This is a genomic window from Streptomyces gossypii (genome assembly GCF_025165795.1).
Lineage (GTDB): Bacteria > Actinomycetota > Actinomycetes > Streptomycetales > Streptomycetaceae > Streptomyces > Streptomyces gossypii.
This window is the reverse complement of the sequence record NZ_JAJAGO010000004.1, coordinates 66,918-82,550: the sequence shown is the minus strand read 5'-3', so window position 1 is coordinate 82,550 and position 15,633 is coordinate 66,918. Positions and strand designations below refer to the sequence as shown.

Below are 15,633 nucleotides of genomic sequence, written 5' to 3'. Positions count from 1 at the left end.
ACCACGAGTTCCCCCAACTCCGAGCGGAACAGTCGGGGCGATTCTCCGGGAATGCCGTTGTTCGCCCCAGACCGAATCACGTCGATGTCCGGCTCAGCCGACGCGAAGACTGAGTCACTACGCGTGGGAGACACCGGCACGTGCTTGATGGGGAAGCGCGTGCCGGGGCGCAACCACCGGGGTGCTCCACGGAAACGGATCGTGAATCGAGCCAGGCCGGCGCCGGAGCGCCGGTGGCAGTTTCGATCACACAAGAAGGGGGAGCAGATGTCTGCTCAGGAGGCACAGCATGAGGTGGGACGCAGGGGTGGCACCCGTTGGCGGAGAGCCCTCACGACGGCGGCCGTCGCCGCCGCGGCGGCAGGTCTCGTCCTCAGCACGGCGCCGCAATCGGCAGCCGCCACTCCCTACCGCAACTGGAACCAGGCGCCCAGCAATGCCGCCGGGGTGAAGTTCACGCCCTGCGGGGACGTGTGGGAACTCTGGGACAACGTGAACGACAACCAGTACGCCCGTGCGCGTTTCCACTACAAGGGCGTCGACGACACGTGGAAGTATCCGATCGCAGTAGCCGACGGGTACACCCGCACGCAGCGCAATGTGTACGAGAAGTACCACATCTACTTCCAGGTATACGGCAGCACGGGGTGGAGCTCGAGCGTCGAATACCACACGAACGGCGGCTGCTGAGCGCACAACAGACGTCGTCCTGATGGCAGTTGCGCGCAGCTGAACATCTGGCCACGGCCGTGTGGGGTGCGCAACAGCAAGGGGGCCCGGTCCGGGGGACCGGGCCCCCTTGACGCGCACTCTCCGGGCTCGCAGCCCCGGAGGACGGCGGGCGGCGCCGCGCGGGGCGGGGGAAGTCGTCCCGCGCGGCGGCGGGCCGCCGTCACGCGTCAGGGAGCCGCCGGATCAGTGGTGGCCGGGGTCGTCGCCGCCATGGTCGTGGTCGGGGTCGTAGCCGGGGACCGTGCCGTCCTTCTTGGCTATCAGGAAGAGGCCGGCCATGCCCATGTCGGAGTGGCTCTGGACGTGGCAGTGGTACATCCAGGCGCCCGCGCCCACCCCTTCGCCCGCGAGGAACTGGAAGCCGAACGAGTCTCCCGGGCCGGTGATCTTGTTGTCGATGACCTGGCTGGGGTCGTCGGGGCCGGTGAGGATTCCGGTGCGGTTGTCGGCCCAACGGTGGGCATGGATGTGGAACGTGTGGTAGTACTCGCCATGCGTGATCATCACTACTTCGAGCCGGTCGCCGACCGTCGCCTCGAAGTTGGGCCCCCCATGGGCGGGCCTGTTGTTGATCGACATGTCGTTGAAGACGATCGTGAACGTCTTGTCCGGGAGGATGTCGCCCTTGCGTCGCACGATCAGACCTCCGTACAGGCCCTTCCGGACGCCGCCGGTGCCGTGGTCGGTGCCCACCACATGGTCGTGGTAGTTCCAGTAGCCCGCGCTGCCCGCCCGCCAGGTTCCGTCCTTGCGGCGGCCCGGCTTGTGGGTGCGCCAGGTGTAGGTGCGGGTGCCGCCCGGTTCGACGTGGCTGTTGTTCATCCGGGTGCCGTCGCTGCCGATGTCGTAGTCGACGCCGTGCGGGTGGAGGCTGGCGTCGACGTCGAGGAGGTTCTCGAACTCGATGTGCAGGGTGTCGCCTTCGACGATCTCGATCAACGGGCCGGGAATCGACGCCTTGCCTTTCTCCAGACCGTAGCCGAGCTGCCCGTCGGGGAGCTTCTCGGCGTACATCTTGAGGTGCCGGACCTCGCCGCCCGGCCGAGCGGTCTTCGCGGAACTGTCCGGTTTGGGGGCGGCCTCGGCGGTGGACATCGTTGTCAGGCCGGAAGTGGCAACCACTGCGCCGCCGGCGAGGAAGCGCCGGTTGAAGCCCCGCCTGCCGAGTGCGCCTGCCTCTTCACTCATCTCACCGAACTCCTTTGGAACCTGAGCGGATTGCCGGGCCACGAGTGACCCCTGGGGACGGCCCACACGGTAGCCCCGGGTTCTCCGTTTATCCACATGCAGGACAAAGTTCGATGGATTTCGTCCATAGGTATTGGCGAACCGAAGAAAGGGGTCTAGTTTCAGCCGCGCCGTTGCTACGACCGACGAGGTGGGTGAACACATGCGGCTCACACCGCATCAAAAGCCCTTGCCACCACAAGGGTTGAGCCGAACGAGAACGATGTCCCGACAAGCCGGACGGCGCGCCGGAGCCGCTGCGGTGCTGGCCGGAGCCATGATCACCGGTCTGCTCGCGGGAGGTACGGCCGAGGCGCGGCCGCAGCCGTACCCGGATCCGTCCGACAGAGTATCGACAACGATGTCACTCCCCTCCCCGCCGGGCGGGTCCAATGTGCGGGTCCTGGTCTTCCACGGCTCGGCCGGTGACGAACCGCCGACCGTCAACGCGGGCATCCGGGCGATCGAGAAGATCGGCAACTCCGGTCCGCGGAAACAGCGCTTCAAGACGGTGGCCACCGATGACGCCTCGGTGTTCACCAACGAGAAGAAGCTCGGACGCTTCAACTCCGTCGTCTTCCTGACCGGCGGCGGAGACGTCCTCGACCCCGAGCAGGAAGCGGGCCTTGAGGCGTACATGGAGGCTGGCGGCGGTTTCGTCGGCCTCCATGACGCGGCCCGCACCGAGCCGTACTCGCAGTGGTTCGGGGAGCTGATCGGCGCCCGTGCCAAGGACGGCAGCGGGGCGAGCGTCCAGCGGGCGACCGTCGAGGTCGGTGACCGGAAGCACCCGGCCACCAAGAGCCTGCCGCTCGAGTGGAAGCGGCCCGACAAGTGGCTGAACTGGGAGGAGAACCCGTCCGGCGACGTGCACACAGTCGCCAGGGTGCGGGAGTCCACCTACAAGCCGGGCGAGGGCGCCAACGGCGCCGACCACCCGGTCTCCTGGTGCCGCGACTACGACGGCGGCCGCTCCTTCTACACCGGCATGGGCGGCACGGCGTCGAGCTACGCGGAGACGGACCTCCGTACGCATCTGCGCGGCGCGCTCAACTGGACGAGCAGGATCGTCCAGGCCGACTGCAAGGCCGCCATCGACTCGAACTACAAGGCCGAGCGGCTCACCGAGCCCAACCAGCCGGGCCAGAACGACCAGATCGGCGAGCCGCACGGCATGGTCACCGCCGAGGACGGCCGGGTCTTCTACATCGGACGCGGCGGGGCCGACTCCTCGCAGCCGGTGGTCACCGACTGGGACGACCCCGAGACCGGCAAGGGCCAGGGCCAGATCCACGTCTACGACCCGAAGACGAAGAAGGTGTCCCTGGCGGGCTCCCTGACGGTCTTCGGCAACAAGGGCGGCGGCGACGAACTGGTCAAGAACGAGGAGGGCCTGCTCGGCATCGAGCTGGACCCGGACTTCGAGGCCAACGGCTGGGTGTACCTCCACTACACCCCGCACTCGGAGATCAACCGCGAGACCCACATGGCCGAGCGCCGGGTCTCCCGCTTCACCTTCGACAAGTCCACCGCGAAGCTGTCGGAGGACTCCGAGAAGGTGCTGCTGGAGTGGCCGGTCCAGATCCACAGCTGCTGCCATGCGGGCGGCGGCATGGCCTGGGACTCCGACGAGAACCTCTACATCGCCACCGGTGACAACAACTCCTCGCGGTTCAGCGACGGTTACTCGGGCAACAACCCGGAGCCGAACTTCAAGGGCGTCTCGTTCGCCGACGCCCGCCGCACCGCGGGCAACACCAACAACCTCAACGGCAAGATCCTGCGCATCCACCCCGAGGACGACGGCACCTACACGATGCCGGACGGGAACCTCTTCACCGGCAAGGAGCCGGACGAGGGCGGCGGCAAGACCCGTGGCGAGATCTATGTGATGGGCGTGCGCAACCCCGCCCGGATCTCGATCGACGAGAAGACCGACACGCTGTACGCGGGCTGGGTCGGCCCTGACGCGGCCGAGCCCTCGACGACCTGGGGCCCGGCGAAGTACGACACCTTCGCCGCCATCACCAAGCCCGGCAACCACGGCTGGCCGTACTGCATGGGCAACAAGCAGCCCTACCGCGACCGCAATCTGCCGGACCCGACGAAGCCGCTCGGCTGGTACGACTGCGACGCACCGAAGAACGAATCCCCCAACAACGACGGCCTGGTGAACCTGCCGCCCGTCAGCGCCAACAACATCTGGTACTCGCCGTCCGGCGGTGGCGCGGACTTCCCGCGCGACGAGAACGGCATCCCCTCCTACAAGGCGGAGGAGGCGACGTACTCGATGCCGTGGCTCAAGGGCGGCGGGCAGGCCGCGATGAACGGACCGCTGTACCGCTACGACGCCGAGAGTGACAGCTCCACTAAGTGGCCCCAGTACTGGGACGGCAAGTGGTTCGTCGGTGACTTCTACGACGCCGACCAGCCGCGGCACGCCGTGCTCATGGATCCCGAGACGGTCGGCAAGGGCGGCATCCCGGTGCACGCCGAGACCCTGAAGAAGATCGTGCCGATCGGTGAGGACGGCATCAGGAACCTCATGGACTGGAAGTTCGGTCCGGACGGCGCGCTCTACGTCCTCGACTACGGGCGCGGCTTCTTCACCTCGGACGCCAAGTCTGCTCTGTGGCGTGTCTCTTATGAGGGCGGCGGAGCCACACCCGCCGTCAAGGACCTGGCAAGGAAGGGGCGCCGATGAGCCCGGGAACGAGACCAGCGAACGAGAGAAGTGCGGGACGGCGATCCCGGCGGAAGGCCACGCAGCTGTGGACGGCGCTGACCGCCGCACTGCTCATGCTCGTCGGACTGACGGCGACCACGGCCGCCGGACAGTCCCGGTCGGGCGACTCCGCCGCCGCCGAGACCGCCGCCGACCAGACCCTGACCTGGACCGCTGACAACAGCATCACCGCCTACAAGTCGGCGCCGACCACGGCCGTCGCCGGGCCGGCGACGATCGTCTTCGAGAACAGCGAGGCGACCGGCAACACGACCGGGATGCCCCACACCCTGACGTTCGACACCAGCAACCCGGAGTACAACCAGGACGTCGACCTCAACATCAGCGCCAACCCCGGTGACGCGCAGGGCGGCAAGTACACGGCCGAGGTGAACCTCACCCCGGGCACCTACCGTTACTTCTGCGCCTTCCCGGGCCACGGGTCGATGCAGGGCACCCTCGTCGTCACCGAGGGCGGCGGCGGCGAGGACACCGCCGCCCCCGAGACCTCCGCGAAGGTGGAGGGGCAGCAGAACGCCGACGGCGGCTATGTCGGTTCCGCGACCACCACGGTCACGGCCACCGACGCGGGCTCCGGGGTCGACAAGGTCGAGTACGCCCTCGACACGGACGGCGCCGACGGCGCGTGGCAGCCGTACACCGACCCGGTCGTCGTCGACCAGGTCGGGACCCACTCGATCCGCTACCGGGCGACCGACAAGGCGGGCAACACGGCCGAGGTGAAGCAGGAGGACTTCACGGTCGTCAGTCCGCCCACGGACGACACGACCGCGCCGGAGACCTCGGCGACGGTCAGCGGTGAGAAGGACGACCAGGGCCGGTACAAGGACATGGCGACCGTCACCGTGACGGCCTCCGACACCGGCTCCGGCGTCAACACCATCGAGTACGCGCTGGGTGCCGACGGCGCCTGGCAGCCCTACACGGCCCCGGTCATGATCCACGAGCCGGGCGACCACGTGGTCCGCTACCGGGCGACCGACAAGGCGGGCAACGCGGCGGCCGAGAAGAGCGCGGAGTTCGCGGTGGTCACGCCGCCCGCCGAGGACACCACACCGCCGGAGGTGACGGCGAAGGTCGAGGGTTCCAAGAACTCCGACGGCGCCTACATCACCAGCGCCGAGGTGACGCTCAGCGCCACCGACGACGACTCGGGTGTGGCCGGCACGGAGTACTCACTGGACGGCGGCCCGTACCTGGCCTACGCCGATCCGGTCCTCGTCGACCGCGTGGGGCGGCACACGATCGCCTACCGGGGCACCGACAAGGCGGGCAACACCTCCGAGGCGAAGGAGGTCTCCTTCACCGTCGCGGAGGGCGGCGGCGTCCCGGCGCCGTCGTGCGCCGAGTTCGACGAGCGCCTCACGGTGATCGTCGGCGACGTCGACACCGGTGTGCCCAACCGGGTCACCGGCAACCGCTGCCGGATCAACGAGCTGATCGAGGACGAGAAGGAGTGGACCTCCCGCGCCCTCTTCCTCAAGCACGTCGACGGCGTCCTGGACAAGCTCCTCAAGGACGGCGAGATCGACCGGCGCGAGTTCCGCAAGATCACCAAGGCGGCCAAGCGCTCCGACATCGGCAAGCCGGGGCACAACAAGGGCTACCGCAAGATCTTCGACGGCACGAAGGACACGTTCGCCAAGTGGGAGCAGGTCGGCGGCGGAAAGTTCGAGCTCAACGAGGACGGCTCGATGACCAGTTCCACCGAGGTGGACGGCATGGGCATGCTGTGGTTCCCGGAGCGGAAGTACGGGGACTTCTCGATGAAGCTCCAGTGGCGCGACGACGCCCCGGGCAGCGGCAACGCCAACGCCGGTGTGTTCGCCCGCTTCCCGCAGGTACACGACCACCCGGAGGAGTCACGGCCCGAGTGGGTCGCCATCAAGTACGGGCATGAACTCCAGATCCTGGACCGCCCGGACGGCGACATGTACAAGTCGGGCTCCGTGTACGGCTTCGACCGTGTCGGGCTCGGCGGCGCGGGGGTCACCCCGAAGGGCACCTGGAACGACTACGAGATCCGCGTGGTCGACCAGCACTACGAGATCTTCCGTAACGGTGTCCTGATCAACGAGTTCGACAACACCGGCGGCCAGGAGTTCACCCCGCCGCGCGGGGACGACCCGGGCACCGACGGCAGGCGCTATGCCTCCGGCTATGTCGGCCTCCAGGTCCACGGAGTCACGGACGTCATCTCGTACCGCGACATCAGGATCAAGGAGCTGTAAGGAGGCAGCAGGAGGCTCTTGCTCCGTGAGCGCGTGGGCCCCCTTCCGCAGGCATTCCGCCCGCGGGAGGGGGCCCACGCCAGCTACCGCAGGCGCTTGCGTTGCGGCTGGTGGCGGAAGGTCGTGACCAGGGCGAGGCAGAGGGCGGCGATGGCTATGCGGCCCGAAGCCTGGAGGAGGGGGCCGCGCAGCAGGATGAAGCTGTAGCCGGCGACGAGCGGGATCACCACCGCCGGGATGTTGCCCGGTCCGGTGTCGTCCAGGGTGTGCCGGACATAGCGGCGGTCGGCGCGGGACGCCAGGTAGCCGATGCCGAGGAAGCCGCCCAGCATGCCCAGCGGGCCGAAGTCCAGCCAGAGTTCGGCCCACAGCGGGGAGGACAGGTTGGTGTTCTTCATGCCCATCCACTCGCCGACCCGCACCCCCGAGTCCTCCGCCTTGCCCTGCCACAGCGACCGCGGTACGAAGAACAGGACCGTGGAGGAGAGCTGGCCGCCGTAGGTGTGGCCGGTTCCCGCCTCCGCGAAGGAGATGGTGTTGGCGAACATGCCGATCTGGTCGTAGTCCTTGAGCGTGAGCGGCGCCAGCAGGGAGTCCGACTCGGGCTGGCGCGCGCCGTCCTCCTCGTATCGGAAACGGTCGGCGAAGGGGAAGACGAGCAGCGCGATCACCACGCCCAGCGCCAGCGCGTTGCGGTACATCACCGGGCTGCGCGGGAACGCCGTGAACAGCAGCGCGAAGAGCACCGTCAGGAACCAGTAACGCGGGTTGGAGACCGGGTTGTTGACGATGACGTTCAGGCCGAGCAGCCCGGCCCACATCAGCACCACGGAGGGCTTGCGCCGGGCGGTCCGCGAGGTGACCAGCCAGCGGGTGAGGAAGAGCAGTGCCAGCAGCGCCGGTACCGTGCCGAAGCCGCGCAGGAAGGCCGAGCCGGCCTGCGAGGCGGCTGCCCCGCCCGACTCGGCACCGGTCGCGGCCTGAAGGCTCTCGCTGATGCCCTGCCGGCTGCTGAAGAAGACGCCGACCCCGCCCAGTTGCACGATCATCACCGCGCTGCCCGCGTAGGCGAGCGCCACCAGCAGATAGAGCCGGTGGCGGTGCACGGTGGAGGCGGGACGTTCACGGCGCCCGAGCCCGTGCAGCGAGGGGCGGTGCCGGGCGAGCAGCGCCCCCACGTCGAAGGCGACGACCCCGCCCAGCACCAGCGCGATCGCGAGCACCGTGTGCTCGCCCGGGCCGACGACGGGCGTCGGCGTACGGGCGAGCACCGTCTGAGCCAGTGGCGCGATACCCATCGCGATATAGACGAACAGCCAGAAGGAGCCCTGTACGAGGCGCCGCCGGGCGGTCAGCACCATGGCGGACAGCCGGGCTCCCGCGTAGCAGCACAGGGTGAGCTGGAGCCAGAAGGCGGCGTCCCGTAAGCCCGGCCCGTCCTGGGAGGCGACGGCGACGGGCAGCACCCCCACCATGCCCACCACGAGCGGCACCGCGAGGGCGCGGGAGAGCAGGGCGCGGGGCGTGGCGTCGCGCAGTTCGACGGGCTCCCGCACGGGCGCGGGCGAGCCGCCCATCGGGATGTCAACGCTCACCCGGGCCACCCCCCTCCGCGTCCCCGGAGACCGGATCGCAGTCTACGGCCCGCGCGATCACCACTCCGCAGCCCGCTGACACGTCTAGGCTGAGCCGCACGCCCAGGGGAGGGGAACGCCGTGAAGGTCCTGCATGTCGTCACGCTGCACACGCCCACCCATGACTTCGGAGGTCCGACGCGGGTCGCGCTGAACCTCTCACGCGGCCTGCGCGCACGCGGGGAGCAGGCGGTGGTCGTCGCGCTCGGCGACGGCTTCGAGGGGCCGGGCCCGCTGCCCCGGGAGGTGGACGGCGTGCCGGTGCGGCTGTTCCAGGCCCGGCATGTGCTGCCGAAGTTCGAGGTCAGCGGCATCACCTCACCCGCGCTGCTGGCGGGCGCCGGGCGGATGGTGCGCTCGGCCGATGTCGTGCACGTCCATCTGATGCGCGATCTGATCACGCTGCCGGTGGCGCTGACCGCGCTGCGGTGCCGCCGTCCGCTGGTGCTGCAGACGCACGGCATGATCGATCCGACCGAGAAGCGGGTGGCCCAGGCGGTGGACGTGCTGGGGCTGCGCCGGGTGCTGAAGCGGGCCGACGCGGTGCTGCATCTGACCGAGCAGGAGCGGCTGGACACGGCCGCGGTGGTGGCCCCGGAACCGATGGCGCCCGCGTACCGGCTGGTGAACGGCGTACGTCCGCAGGAGCGACGCTCCGTACGCGGCGCCGTCGGTGGGGCGGGCGGCGGCGCGGGCGAGCGGCGGCCGCCGACGGTGCTGTACGTGGCGCGGGTGCAGGAGCGCAAGCGTCCGCAGGATTTCGTCACGGCGATCCCCACCGTGCTGCAGAAGCACCCGGACGCCCGCTTCGTGCTGGCGGGCCCCGACACCGGGGCGATGGCGGAGGACATGCTGGCGATGGCCCGTGGTCTGGGGGTGGGGCACGCGCTGGAGTACGCCGGGCCGCTGGAGCACGGCGAGGTGCTGGCGCGGTTGCGGAGCGCCGACGTGTACGTACTGCCGTCCGTGGTGGAGCCGTTCGCGGTTTCCGTGCTGGAGGCGATGTCGGTGGGCCTTCCGGTTGTCGTGGCGCGCACCGGCGGGCTCTCACCGGATGTGGCGGCGGCGGGCGCGGGGCGGGTGGTGGACAGCCGCCCGGACGCCGACAACGGGGAGCTGATCGGGCAGGCCGTGCTGGAGCTGCTGGACCCGGCCGCCAACGCGGCGGCGTCCGAGGCGGCGTGGCGGCTGGTCCAGGAGAGCTTCACCATCGACGGCGTGGTGGACACGCTGCGGGGGATCTACGGCGAGGTCATCGAGCAGCACGCCCGGCGGCAGCGGCTTCCCTCGCCTTGAGCCCGATCTGCCACCGGTAGAAGCTCATCGCCAGCGCGTAGTCCAGACCGGCCCGCCCGTCCAGGAAGCCGCGCTTGTAGAGATAGGCGTAGCCGAACGACACCAGCGGCTTGAACGGCGCCCGGTGGAACAGCTGCCCCTGCCGGGTCTTCGCCTGCCGGATCTGCTCGCGCACCAGCGGGTGTTGCTCCAGCCATGCCTCCCAGTCGGAGTAGCGGTTGTGCCGGTCGAACCAGGTGCGCACCGGGTCCAGGTCCTGGTGCTCGATGGGCGCCGTGAGGGTCATGACCGGATCGGCCAACGGCTGGTAGTGGCCCTCCTGTTCACCCATCCCCGGTGCGGCGAGGTCGTCCGGCTCGGGGAAGCGGCAGCGGGTGCGATCCAGCAGCGCGCGCTTGACGATGGTGTAGCCGTGGCGCAGCCGCCGCCCCGCGAACCAGTAGCCCAGCGGGATGTCGAAGGCGGCGGGCCGCAGCGTCCTGCCCGCCGGGACGGTGAAGATCCGCCGCAGTTCGGCGATCAGTTCGGGACTGGGCGTCTCGTCGCCGTCCAGGAAGAGCAGCCAGTCGGTGCCGGTGTGCACGTTGTCGAGGCACCACTGCTTCTTCTTCGGGTAGCCGCCGTCCCAGGTGTACGGCACGACCTCGGCACCCGCCTTCTCCGCCAGGGCGCGGGTGTCGTCCGTACTGTCCGAGTCGACGACGACGACCGCCGCGAAGTGGCCGAGGACGGAACGCACCGTCGAGGTGATGTTCTCGGCCTCGTTCTTCGTCGGTATCGCGACGACGATGGGCAGGGCGGCGGCTTCCACGAGGTGTCTCCGATCGTGCGGTGGGTGGGAGGGCGGCAGCACTAGCCGAGGCCCGCGGCCTTGAGCAGCGGCTTGAATGTGGGGCACAGGTGCCGGACGGCGTCCTCGGCGTTGGCGATCTCGCCCGCCTTGAGGGCGCTGACGGCCGCCTTGCGGTCCCCGTCGGCCGTGGATCCGATCCGGTCGCAGGCGGCCTTTCCGGCCTCCAGGATGGCTGCCGGATCGGTGCCCTGGGGGACCCGGTCGACCAGGTACTCCTTCTGCCGCTTGGTGAACGTGCCGGTGGCGGGGGTGAGTTCGGCGGCGGGCACCTTGGGGCCCTTGACGGCGTCCTCGGGCTCGTCGTCCGGGCCCGGGGCGCCCTGCCCGTCCGAGGGCGAGGGTACGGACGAGGAGGACGGCGCTGACGTGGACGGTGAGGAAGGGAGCGGAGACGCCGGGTCGGAGGCGGTCCGGGAGTTCTCCCTCGCATCCGGCTTGCCGTCGCCGTCCTCGCCGTCCCCCTCTCCACCGCCGCTGCATCCCGCGCCGAGCACCATGACGGCCGTCAGAAGTACGGCCGTCATGGTGCCCCGTGCCCCGCCCGTGCTCAGCCTCATGCCGCCTCGAAGGTGAGGGTCAGCCGTGGCCCCTTGGCGGCACCGGACTCGCTCGCCCACAGCCAGAGACTGTCCGTGCCCGTGCTGGTCAGCGCGAGATCGAGGGTGCCGTTCAGCGATCCCGCGATCTCGGCGGTGTCCAGGGTCACCGACTGTTCGCTGTCGGGTCCGGACGCCCCGCTCAGCGTGCCCAGGGTGGTGCCGCCCAGCGCCGGCCTTGTCGCGTAGGTGACATCGGACTCGGACCAGTCGCCGGTGACCGCCCGTACCCGTGCGTCGTCCGCCGAGCCCGCGTAGGTCTCACTGCTGGTGCGGACGGCGAGCTTCGCTCCGGTCAGTTTCATGCCGCTGGGTGCGGCGGGCAGGCTGAAGCGCGCGTAGGTCTCGTACGCCGAGCTGCCGCGTACGGCCAGCTGCTGGTGCGTGCCGTAGGTGGAGGTGGCGGCCGAGCCGTTCACATAGGCGTCGGCCGTGGCCGCGCGCTCCACCGTCGTCTGCGCGGGCGTGCCCGGGGTCGTCACGGAGGCGCCCGCCGACTGGCTGCTGGTGTTGGCGCCGCCCGCGTCGCTCGCGGTGACGCGGTAGGTGTACTTCGTGCCCGGCTGGGCGTCCGCGTCGGTGAAACTGACGGTGGGCCGCTTCCAGAACACCGAGTCCGCCGTCATCGTGTGGACGGGTGTGCTGGAGCCGTTCCGGTAGATCCGGTACGTCAGCCTGCTGTCGTCCTCGTCCAGGCCGGCGCGCCAGCTGACCTTGACCTTGCCGCCGGTGACGTTGGCGGCGGTCACCTGGTCGGGCACGCTCGGGGCGCCGGTGTCGGGGCCGCTGGCGAAGCGGACAAGGCCCTGCTGCCGCATGTTCCCGTGGGTGACGATCCGGGTGAACTCGCCGCCCACCCACATGTAGTCGGTGCCCGAGCGGGACGAGGTGATCATCGTGCGCGGCCCGATCTGTTCGGTGCCGGAGGGACCGTCGTCGGTGTCGGGGAACCAGGAGAGCAGCGGCTTGGGGTTGCCCACCGACTCGGCAAGCAGGTGCTGGCGGTCGTTCATCTGCGGGAACTGCCCCATGCTGCCGCAGTCGTGGGCGTGCGAGGCACTGTAGAGCACCGAGTCGTAGACCGTGACGTCCTGGGTGGCGCCCAGGCAGGTGTCGCGCCAACGCTGGTTGAAGTCGCTCAGGTCGAGGGCGATGCGTCCGTCGAAGACCCCGCCGCCGGTGCCCTCGTTGGCGGTGTAGACGCCGCTCGCGTCGACGGCCAGCCCCTTGACCACCGAGGAGCGGTGGATGAACGTCGAGCCGTAGGTCTTGGTGGTCGCGCCCGAGGAGGAGTTGACGACGGCCAGCGCGTGCGAGGACTTGCCGCCGATGGTGTCGAAGTCCCCGCCGAGCACGATGTTCTTGCCGTCCGGGGTGACTTCGAGCGCACGGGCGACATCGTCGGCCCTCGGGTTCCACGAGGTGACGGCGCCCGAGGTGCTGACGGCGGCGAACCGGGCCCGGCTCTGGCCGCCGACCGTGCTGAAGTCGCCGCCGAGATAGACGGTGTCGTCGGTGACGCCCAGCGCCCGCACGGTCGCCGAGACCGACACCTTGAAGCCGGACTTGACCGAGCAGTCGGCGAGGTCGACCGCGGCGACGTTGCTCACCGAGGTGCCGTTGACCGCGCCGAACCGGCCGCCCGCGTAGAGCGTGCTGCCGTCGGGGGAGACGGCGAGGGCCCGGACCGTGGCGGTGCCGGACCCGACGGTGAAGGACAGCTCACAGTCCGTCGGCGCGCCCGTGGCGGCGTTGAACGCCGCGAAGTTGAGCGCGTCCCGCTCGTCACTGCCCGCCGCCGCGCCGGGCGGGCGGATGGCCGAGAAGGTGCCCCCGGCGAAGACGACACCCTCGTGCTGCGCCATGGCCCAGACCACGCCGTTTGTCTGCCAGGTGGGCAGATCGTCGGCCGTGATGCCGACCGGCGGGGTCACGGCGCCCGCCTCCGTGGGGCTGACCAACTGCACGCCCGTCCAGGACGCGACGGTTACCAAGAACGCGACGCCGAAGGCGACCGTCCTTCTGGCTCCTCGCACCTTCCCCCCGCTCACTCCCGCCGTACCGTTCACCGAACCCCACCTCGTCTGCTTCCGTGTGCTGCCTGCCATGCTCGCTGCCGTGCCCTCTGCCGTGCCGTTCACCGGTCGATCCGTACGGTGGCCCCGGTGAGTTCGGCCTCCAGGACGCTGATGTCCGCCTCGACCATGATCCGTGCCAGCTCGGGCCATCGGACCCGCGGTTTCCAGCCGAGCAGCGACTCCGCCTTCGTCGCGTCGCCGATCAGCGCGTCGACCTCGCTGGGCCGCTCGTACTTCGGGTCGAAGCGCACATGGTCCCGCCACTCCAGTCCGGCGGCCGAGAAGGCGGCGCCCAGGAAGTCCCGGACGGAGGCCGCCTCACCGGTGGCCACCACATAGTCGTCCGGCTCGTCGTGCTGGAGCATCCGCCACATCGCCTCGGTGTACTCGGGGGCGTAACCCCAGTCCCGTACCGCATCCAGATTGCCGAGGTACAGGTGCTGTTGCAGCCCCTGGCTGATGCGGGCCACCGCTCGGGTGATCTTCCGGGTCACGAAGGTCTCACCCCGCCGGGGTGACTCGTGGTTGAAGAGGATGCCGTTCACCGCATAGAGGCCGTACGCCTCGCGGTAGTTGACGGTCGACCAGTAGCCGAAGACCTTGGCGCAGCCGTACGGGCTGCGCGGGTGGAAGGGGGTGCGCTCGTGCTGCGGGGGCGGGGCGGAGCCGAACATCTCCGAGGACGACGCCTGGTAGATGCGGGTGTCGATGCCGCTCGCCCGGATCGCCTCCAGCAGCCGCAGTGCACCCATCGCCGTGACGTCCCCGGTGTAGAGCGGTGAGTCGAAGGAGACGCGGACATGCGACTGGGCGCCGAGGTTGTAGACCTCGTCGGGGCCGACCTCGCGCAGCAGGTTGACCAGGGCGACGCCGTCGGTCAGATCCGCGTGGTGCAGGATCAGCCGCCGCTCCGCCTCGTGCGGGTCCTGGTAGATGTGGTCCAGCCGGGCGGTGTTGAAGGACGAGGAGCGGCGTACCAGGCCGTGCACCGTATAGCCCTTGGACAGCAGCAGTTCCGCCAGATAGGAGCCGTCCTGGCCGGTGATGCCGGTGATGAGAGCACTCTTGCTCATAGGTCGAGCCCCTGTGTCGGATGGGTGGGGTGAAACAACGGCTTCTGAGCCGGGATACTTCGCCCGCGCGGCGCGGCACGCTGGCAGAATCCGGTGGCATGACCCCACCGAAGCGGCTGCTGCCGCCCCGCGCCCGGATCTTCGTCGCGGGCCACCGCGGGCTCGTCGGTTCGGCGGTGGCGCGGTGCCTCGCCGCCGAGGGCCACGAGGTGATCACCCAGGACCGCGCGGCACTCGACCTGCGCGACTCCGGGCTCACGGGCAGTTTTCTGCGCGAGGCACGTCCGGACGCGGTGGTGCTGGCGGCGGCCCGGGTGGGCGGCATCATGGCCAACCAGAACTTCCCGGTCGCCTTCCTGGAGGACAACCTCCGCATCCAGCTCAGCGTGATCGCCGGCGCACACGCTGCCGGGGTGGACAGACTGCTGTTCCTGGGCTCCTCCTGCATCTACCCCAGGCTGGCGCCGCAGCCGATCCCCGAAGAGGCGCTGCTCACCGGTTCCTTGGAGCCCACCAATGAGCCGTACGCGCTCGCGAAGATCGCCGGTATCACCCAGGTCCGCGGCTACCGGCGCCAGTTCGGCGCCTCCTACATCTCCGCGATGCCGACGAACCTCTACGGCCCCGGGGACAACTTCGATCTGGAGACCTCGCACGTGCTGCCCGCGCTGATCCGCCGCTTCCACGAAGCCGCCAGGGACGGCTGCGACGAGGTCGTGCTGTGGGGCAGCGGCACCCCGCGCAGGGAGTTCCTGCACGTGGACGATCTCGCGCGGGCCTGTTCCCTGCTGCTGCGCGAGTACGACGAGGACTCGCCCGTCAACATCGGCTGCGGCGAGGACCTGACGATCCGCGAACTCGCCGAGACGGTGCGGGAGGTCGTCGGTTTCGGGGGAGGCATCTCCTTCGACACGGGCAGGCCGGACGGCACGCCGCGCAAGCTGCTGGACGTCTCCCGGCTGCGCGCGCTCGGCTTCGCGCCGCGCGTCCCGCTGGCGGACGGCATCCGCGACACCTACCGGTGGTGGCTCGACGCGCAGGCGCAGCAGGCTTGACGGGCACCGCACCAGCGCTGCTCGGCACAGCACCAGTGCTGCGCCGCGCAAGTTCGTGGGGGCCGCAGCGCCCGGTACGGCCATCTGCCGCGTTGTCGGAGCCGCCCGAGTA

At 69.9% G+C, this 15,633-nt stretch carries 11 protein-coding genes; 5 read left to right on the top strand and 6 right to left on the bottom strand.

The window, feature by feature from the left end; genetic code table 11:
• Positions 1-267: 267 nt before the first annotated feature.
• Complete coding sequence (locus tag LHJ74_RS09470) at positions 268-690, top strand: hypothetical protein (RefSeq protein ID WP_260217448.1); 423 nt, start codon at positions 268-270, stop codon at positions 688-690.
• 225 nt (positions 691-915) lie between these two features.
• On the opposite strand, the gene LHJ74_RS09465 is transcribed toward LHJ74_RS09470, so the two are convergent.
• Positions 916-1,920: a multicopper oxidase domain-containing protein gene (locus LHJ74_RS09465; RefSeq protein WP_260217447.1), complete on the bottom strand. Its 1,005-nt coding sequence runs from the start codon at positions 1,918-1,920 to the stop codon at positions 916-918.
• A gap of 262 nt (positions 1,921-2,182) precedes the next feature.
• Here LHJ74_RS09465 and LHJ74_RS09460 point away from each other — a divergent pair, with 262 nt between their 5' ends.
• Positions 2,183-4,663: a ThuA domain-containing protein gene (locus tag LHJ74_RS09460; protein WP_260217446.1), complete on the top strand. Its 2,481-nt coding sequence runs from the start codon at positions 2,183-2,185 to the stop codon at positions 4,661-4,663.
• A 95-nt stretch (positions 4,664-4,758) separates the two neighbouring features.
• Complete coding sequence (locus LHJ74_RS09455; RefSeq protein WP_260217841.1) at positions 4,759-6,936, top strand: OmpL47-type beta-barrel domain-containing protein; 2,178 nt, start codon at positions 4,759-4,761, stop codon at positions 6,934-6,936.
• Between the two features lie 83 nt (positions 6,937-7,019).
• On the opposite strand, the gene LHJ74_RS09450 is transcribed toward LHJ74_RS09455, so the two are convergent.
• The gene (locus LHJ74_RS09450; RefSeq protein WP_260217840.1) at positions 7,020-8,513 is read right to left on the bottom strand and encodes an O-antigen polymerase; all 1,494 of its coding nucleotides are present in this window, start codon (positions 8,511-8,513) and stop codon (positions 7,020-7,022) included.
• A gap of 138 nt (positions 8,514-8,651) precedes the next feature.
• Here LHJ74_RS09450 and LHJ74_RS09445 point away from each other — a divergent pair, with 138 nt between their 5' ends.
• On the top strand, positions 8,652-9,866 hold the full coding sequence (locus LHJ74_RS09445; protein ID WP_260217445.1) for a glycosyltransferase: 1,215 nt from the start codon (positions 8,652-8,654) through the stop codon (positions 9,864-9,866).
• On the opposite strand, the gene LHJ74_RS09440 is transcribed toward LHJ74_RS09445, so the two are convergent.
• The 4 genes from LHJ74_RS09440 to gmd all read right to left on the bottom strand — a co-directional run bounded on the left by LHJ74_RS09440 (position 9,823) and on the right by gmd (position 14,466).
• The gene (locus LHJ74_RS09440) at positions 9,823-10,677 is read right to left on the bottom strand and encodes a glycosyltransferase family 2 protein (RefSeq protein WP_260217443.1); all 855 of its coding nucleotides are present in this window, start codon (positions 10,675-10,677) and stop codon (positions 9,823-9,825) included. The two genes, LHJ74_RS09445 and LHJ74_RS09440, sit on opposite strands and share 44 nt — an antisense overlap.
• A gap of 41 nt (positions 10,678-10,718) precedes the next feature.
• Entirely contained in the window at positions 10,719-11,243 is a 525-nt protein-coding gene (locus tag LHJ74_RS09435) for a hypothetical protein (protein ID WP_260217442.1), read from the bottom strand.
• Between the two features lie 29 nt (positions 11,244-11,272).
• A complete protein-coding gene (locus LHJ74_RS09430) occupies positions 11,273-13,351 on the bottom strand; it encodes a CBM96 family carbohydrate-binding protein (RefSeq protein WP_375546702.1) in 2,079 nt (692 codons plus the stop codon).
• A gap of 101 nt (positions 13,352-13,452) precedes the next feature.
• Positions 13,453-14,466, bottom strand: a complete 1,014-nt coding sequence (gmd, locus tag LHJ74_RS09425; RefSeq protein WP_260217439.1) for a GDP-mannose 4,6-dehydratase — start codon at positions 14,464-14,466, stop codon at positions 13,453-13,455.
• Positions 14,467-14,564: 98 nt separating this feature from the next.
• Here gmd and LHJ74_RS09420 point away from each other — a divergent pair, with 98 nt between their 5' ends.
• Positions 14,565-15,521, top strand: coding sequence for a GDP-L-fucose synthase family protein (locus LHJ74_RS09420; RefSeq protein ID WP_260217438.1), 957 nt, complete (start codon positions 14,565-14,567; stop codon positions 15,519-15,521).
• Positions 15,522-15,633 lie beyond the last annotated feature (112 nt).

What these genes read in the sequence shown, in the direction of transcription:
- gmd (WP_260217439.1), bottom strand. Translation starts at nt 14,466, where the DNA reads ATGAGCAAGAGTGCTCTCATCACCGGCATCACCGGCCAGGACGGCTCC.
- LHJ74_RS09420 (WP_260217438.1), top strand. Translation starts at nt 14,565, where the DNA reads ATGACCCCACCGAAGCGGCTGCTGCCGCCCCGCGCCCGGATCTTCGTC.
- LHJ74_RS09450 (WP_260217840.1), bottom strand. Translation starts at nt 8,513, where the DNA reads ATGGGCGGCTCGCCCGCGCCCGTGCGGGAGCCCGTCGAACTGCGCGAC.
- LHJ74_RS09455 (WP_260217841.1), top strand. Translation starts at nt 4,759, where the DNA reads ATGCTCGTCGGACTGACGGCGACCACGGCCGCCGGACAGTCCCGGTCG.
- LHJ74_RS09465 (WP_260217447.1), bottom strand. Translation starts at nt 1,920, where the DNA reads ATGAGTGAAGAGGCAGGCGCACTCGGCAGGCGGGGCTTCAACCGGCGC.
- LHJ74_RS09460 (WP_260217446.1), top strand. Translation starts at nt 2,183, where the DNA reads ATGTCCCGACAAGCCGGACGGCGCGCCGGAGCCGCTGCGGTGCTGGCC.
- LHJ74_RS09435 (WP_260217442.1), bottom strand. Translation starts at nt 11,243, where the DNA reads ATGACGGCCGTACTTCTGACGGCCGTCATGGTGCTCGGCGCGGGATGC.
- LHJ74_RS09470 (WP_260217448.1), top strand. Translation starts at nt 268, where the DNA reads ATGTCTGCTCAGGAGGCACAGCATGAGGTGGGACGCAGGGGTGGCACC.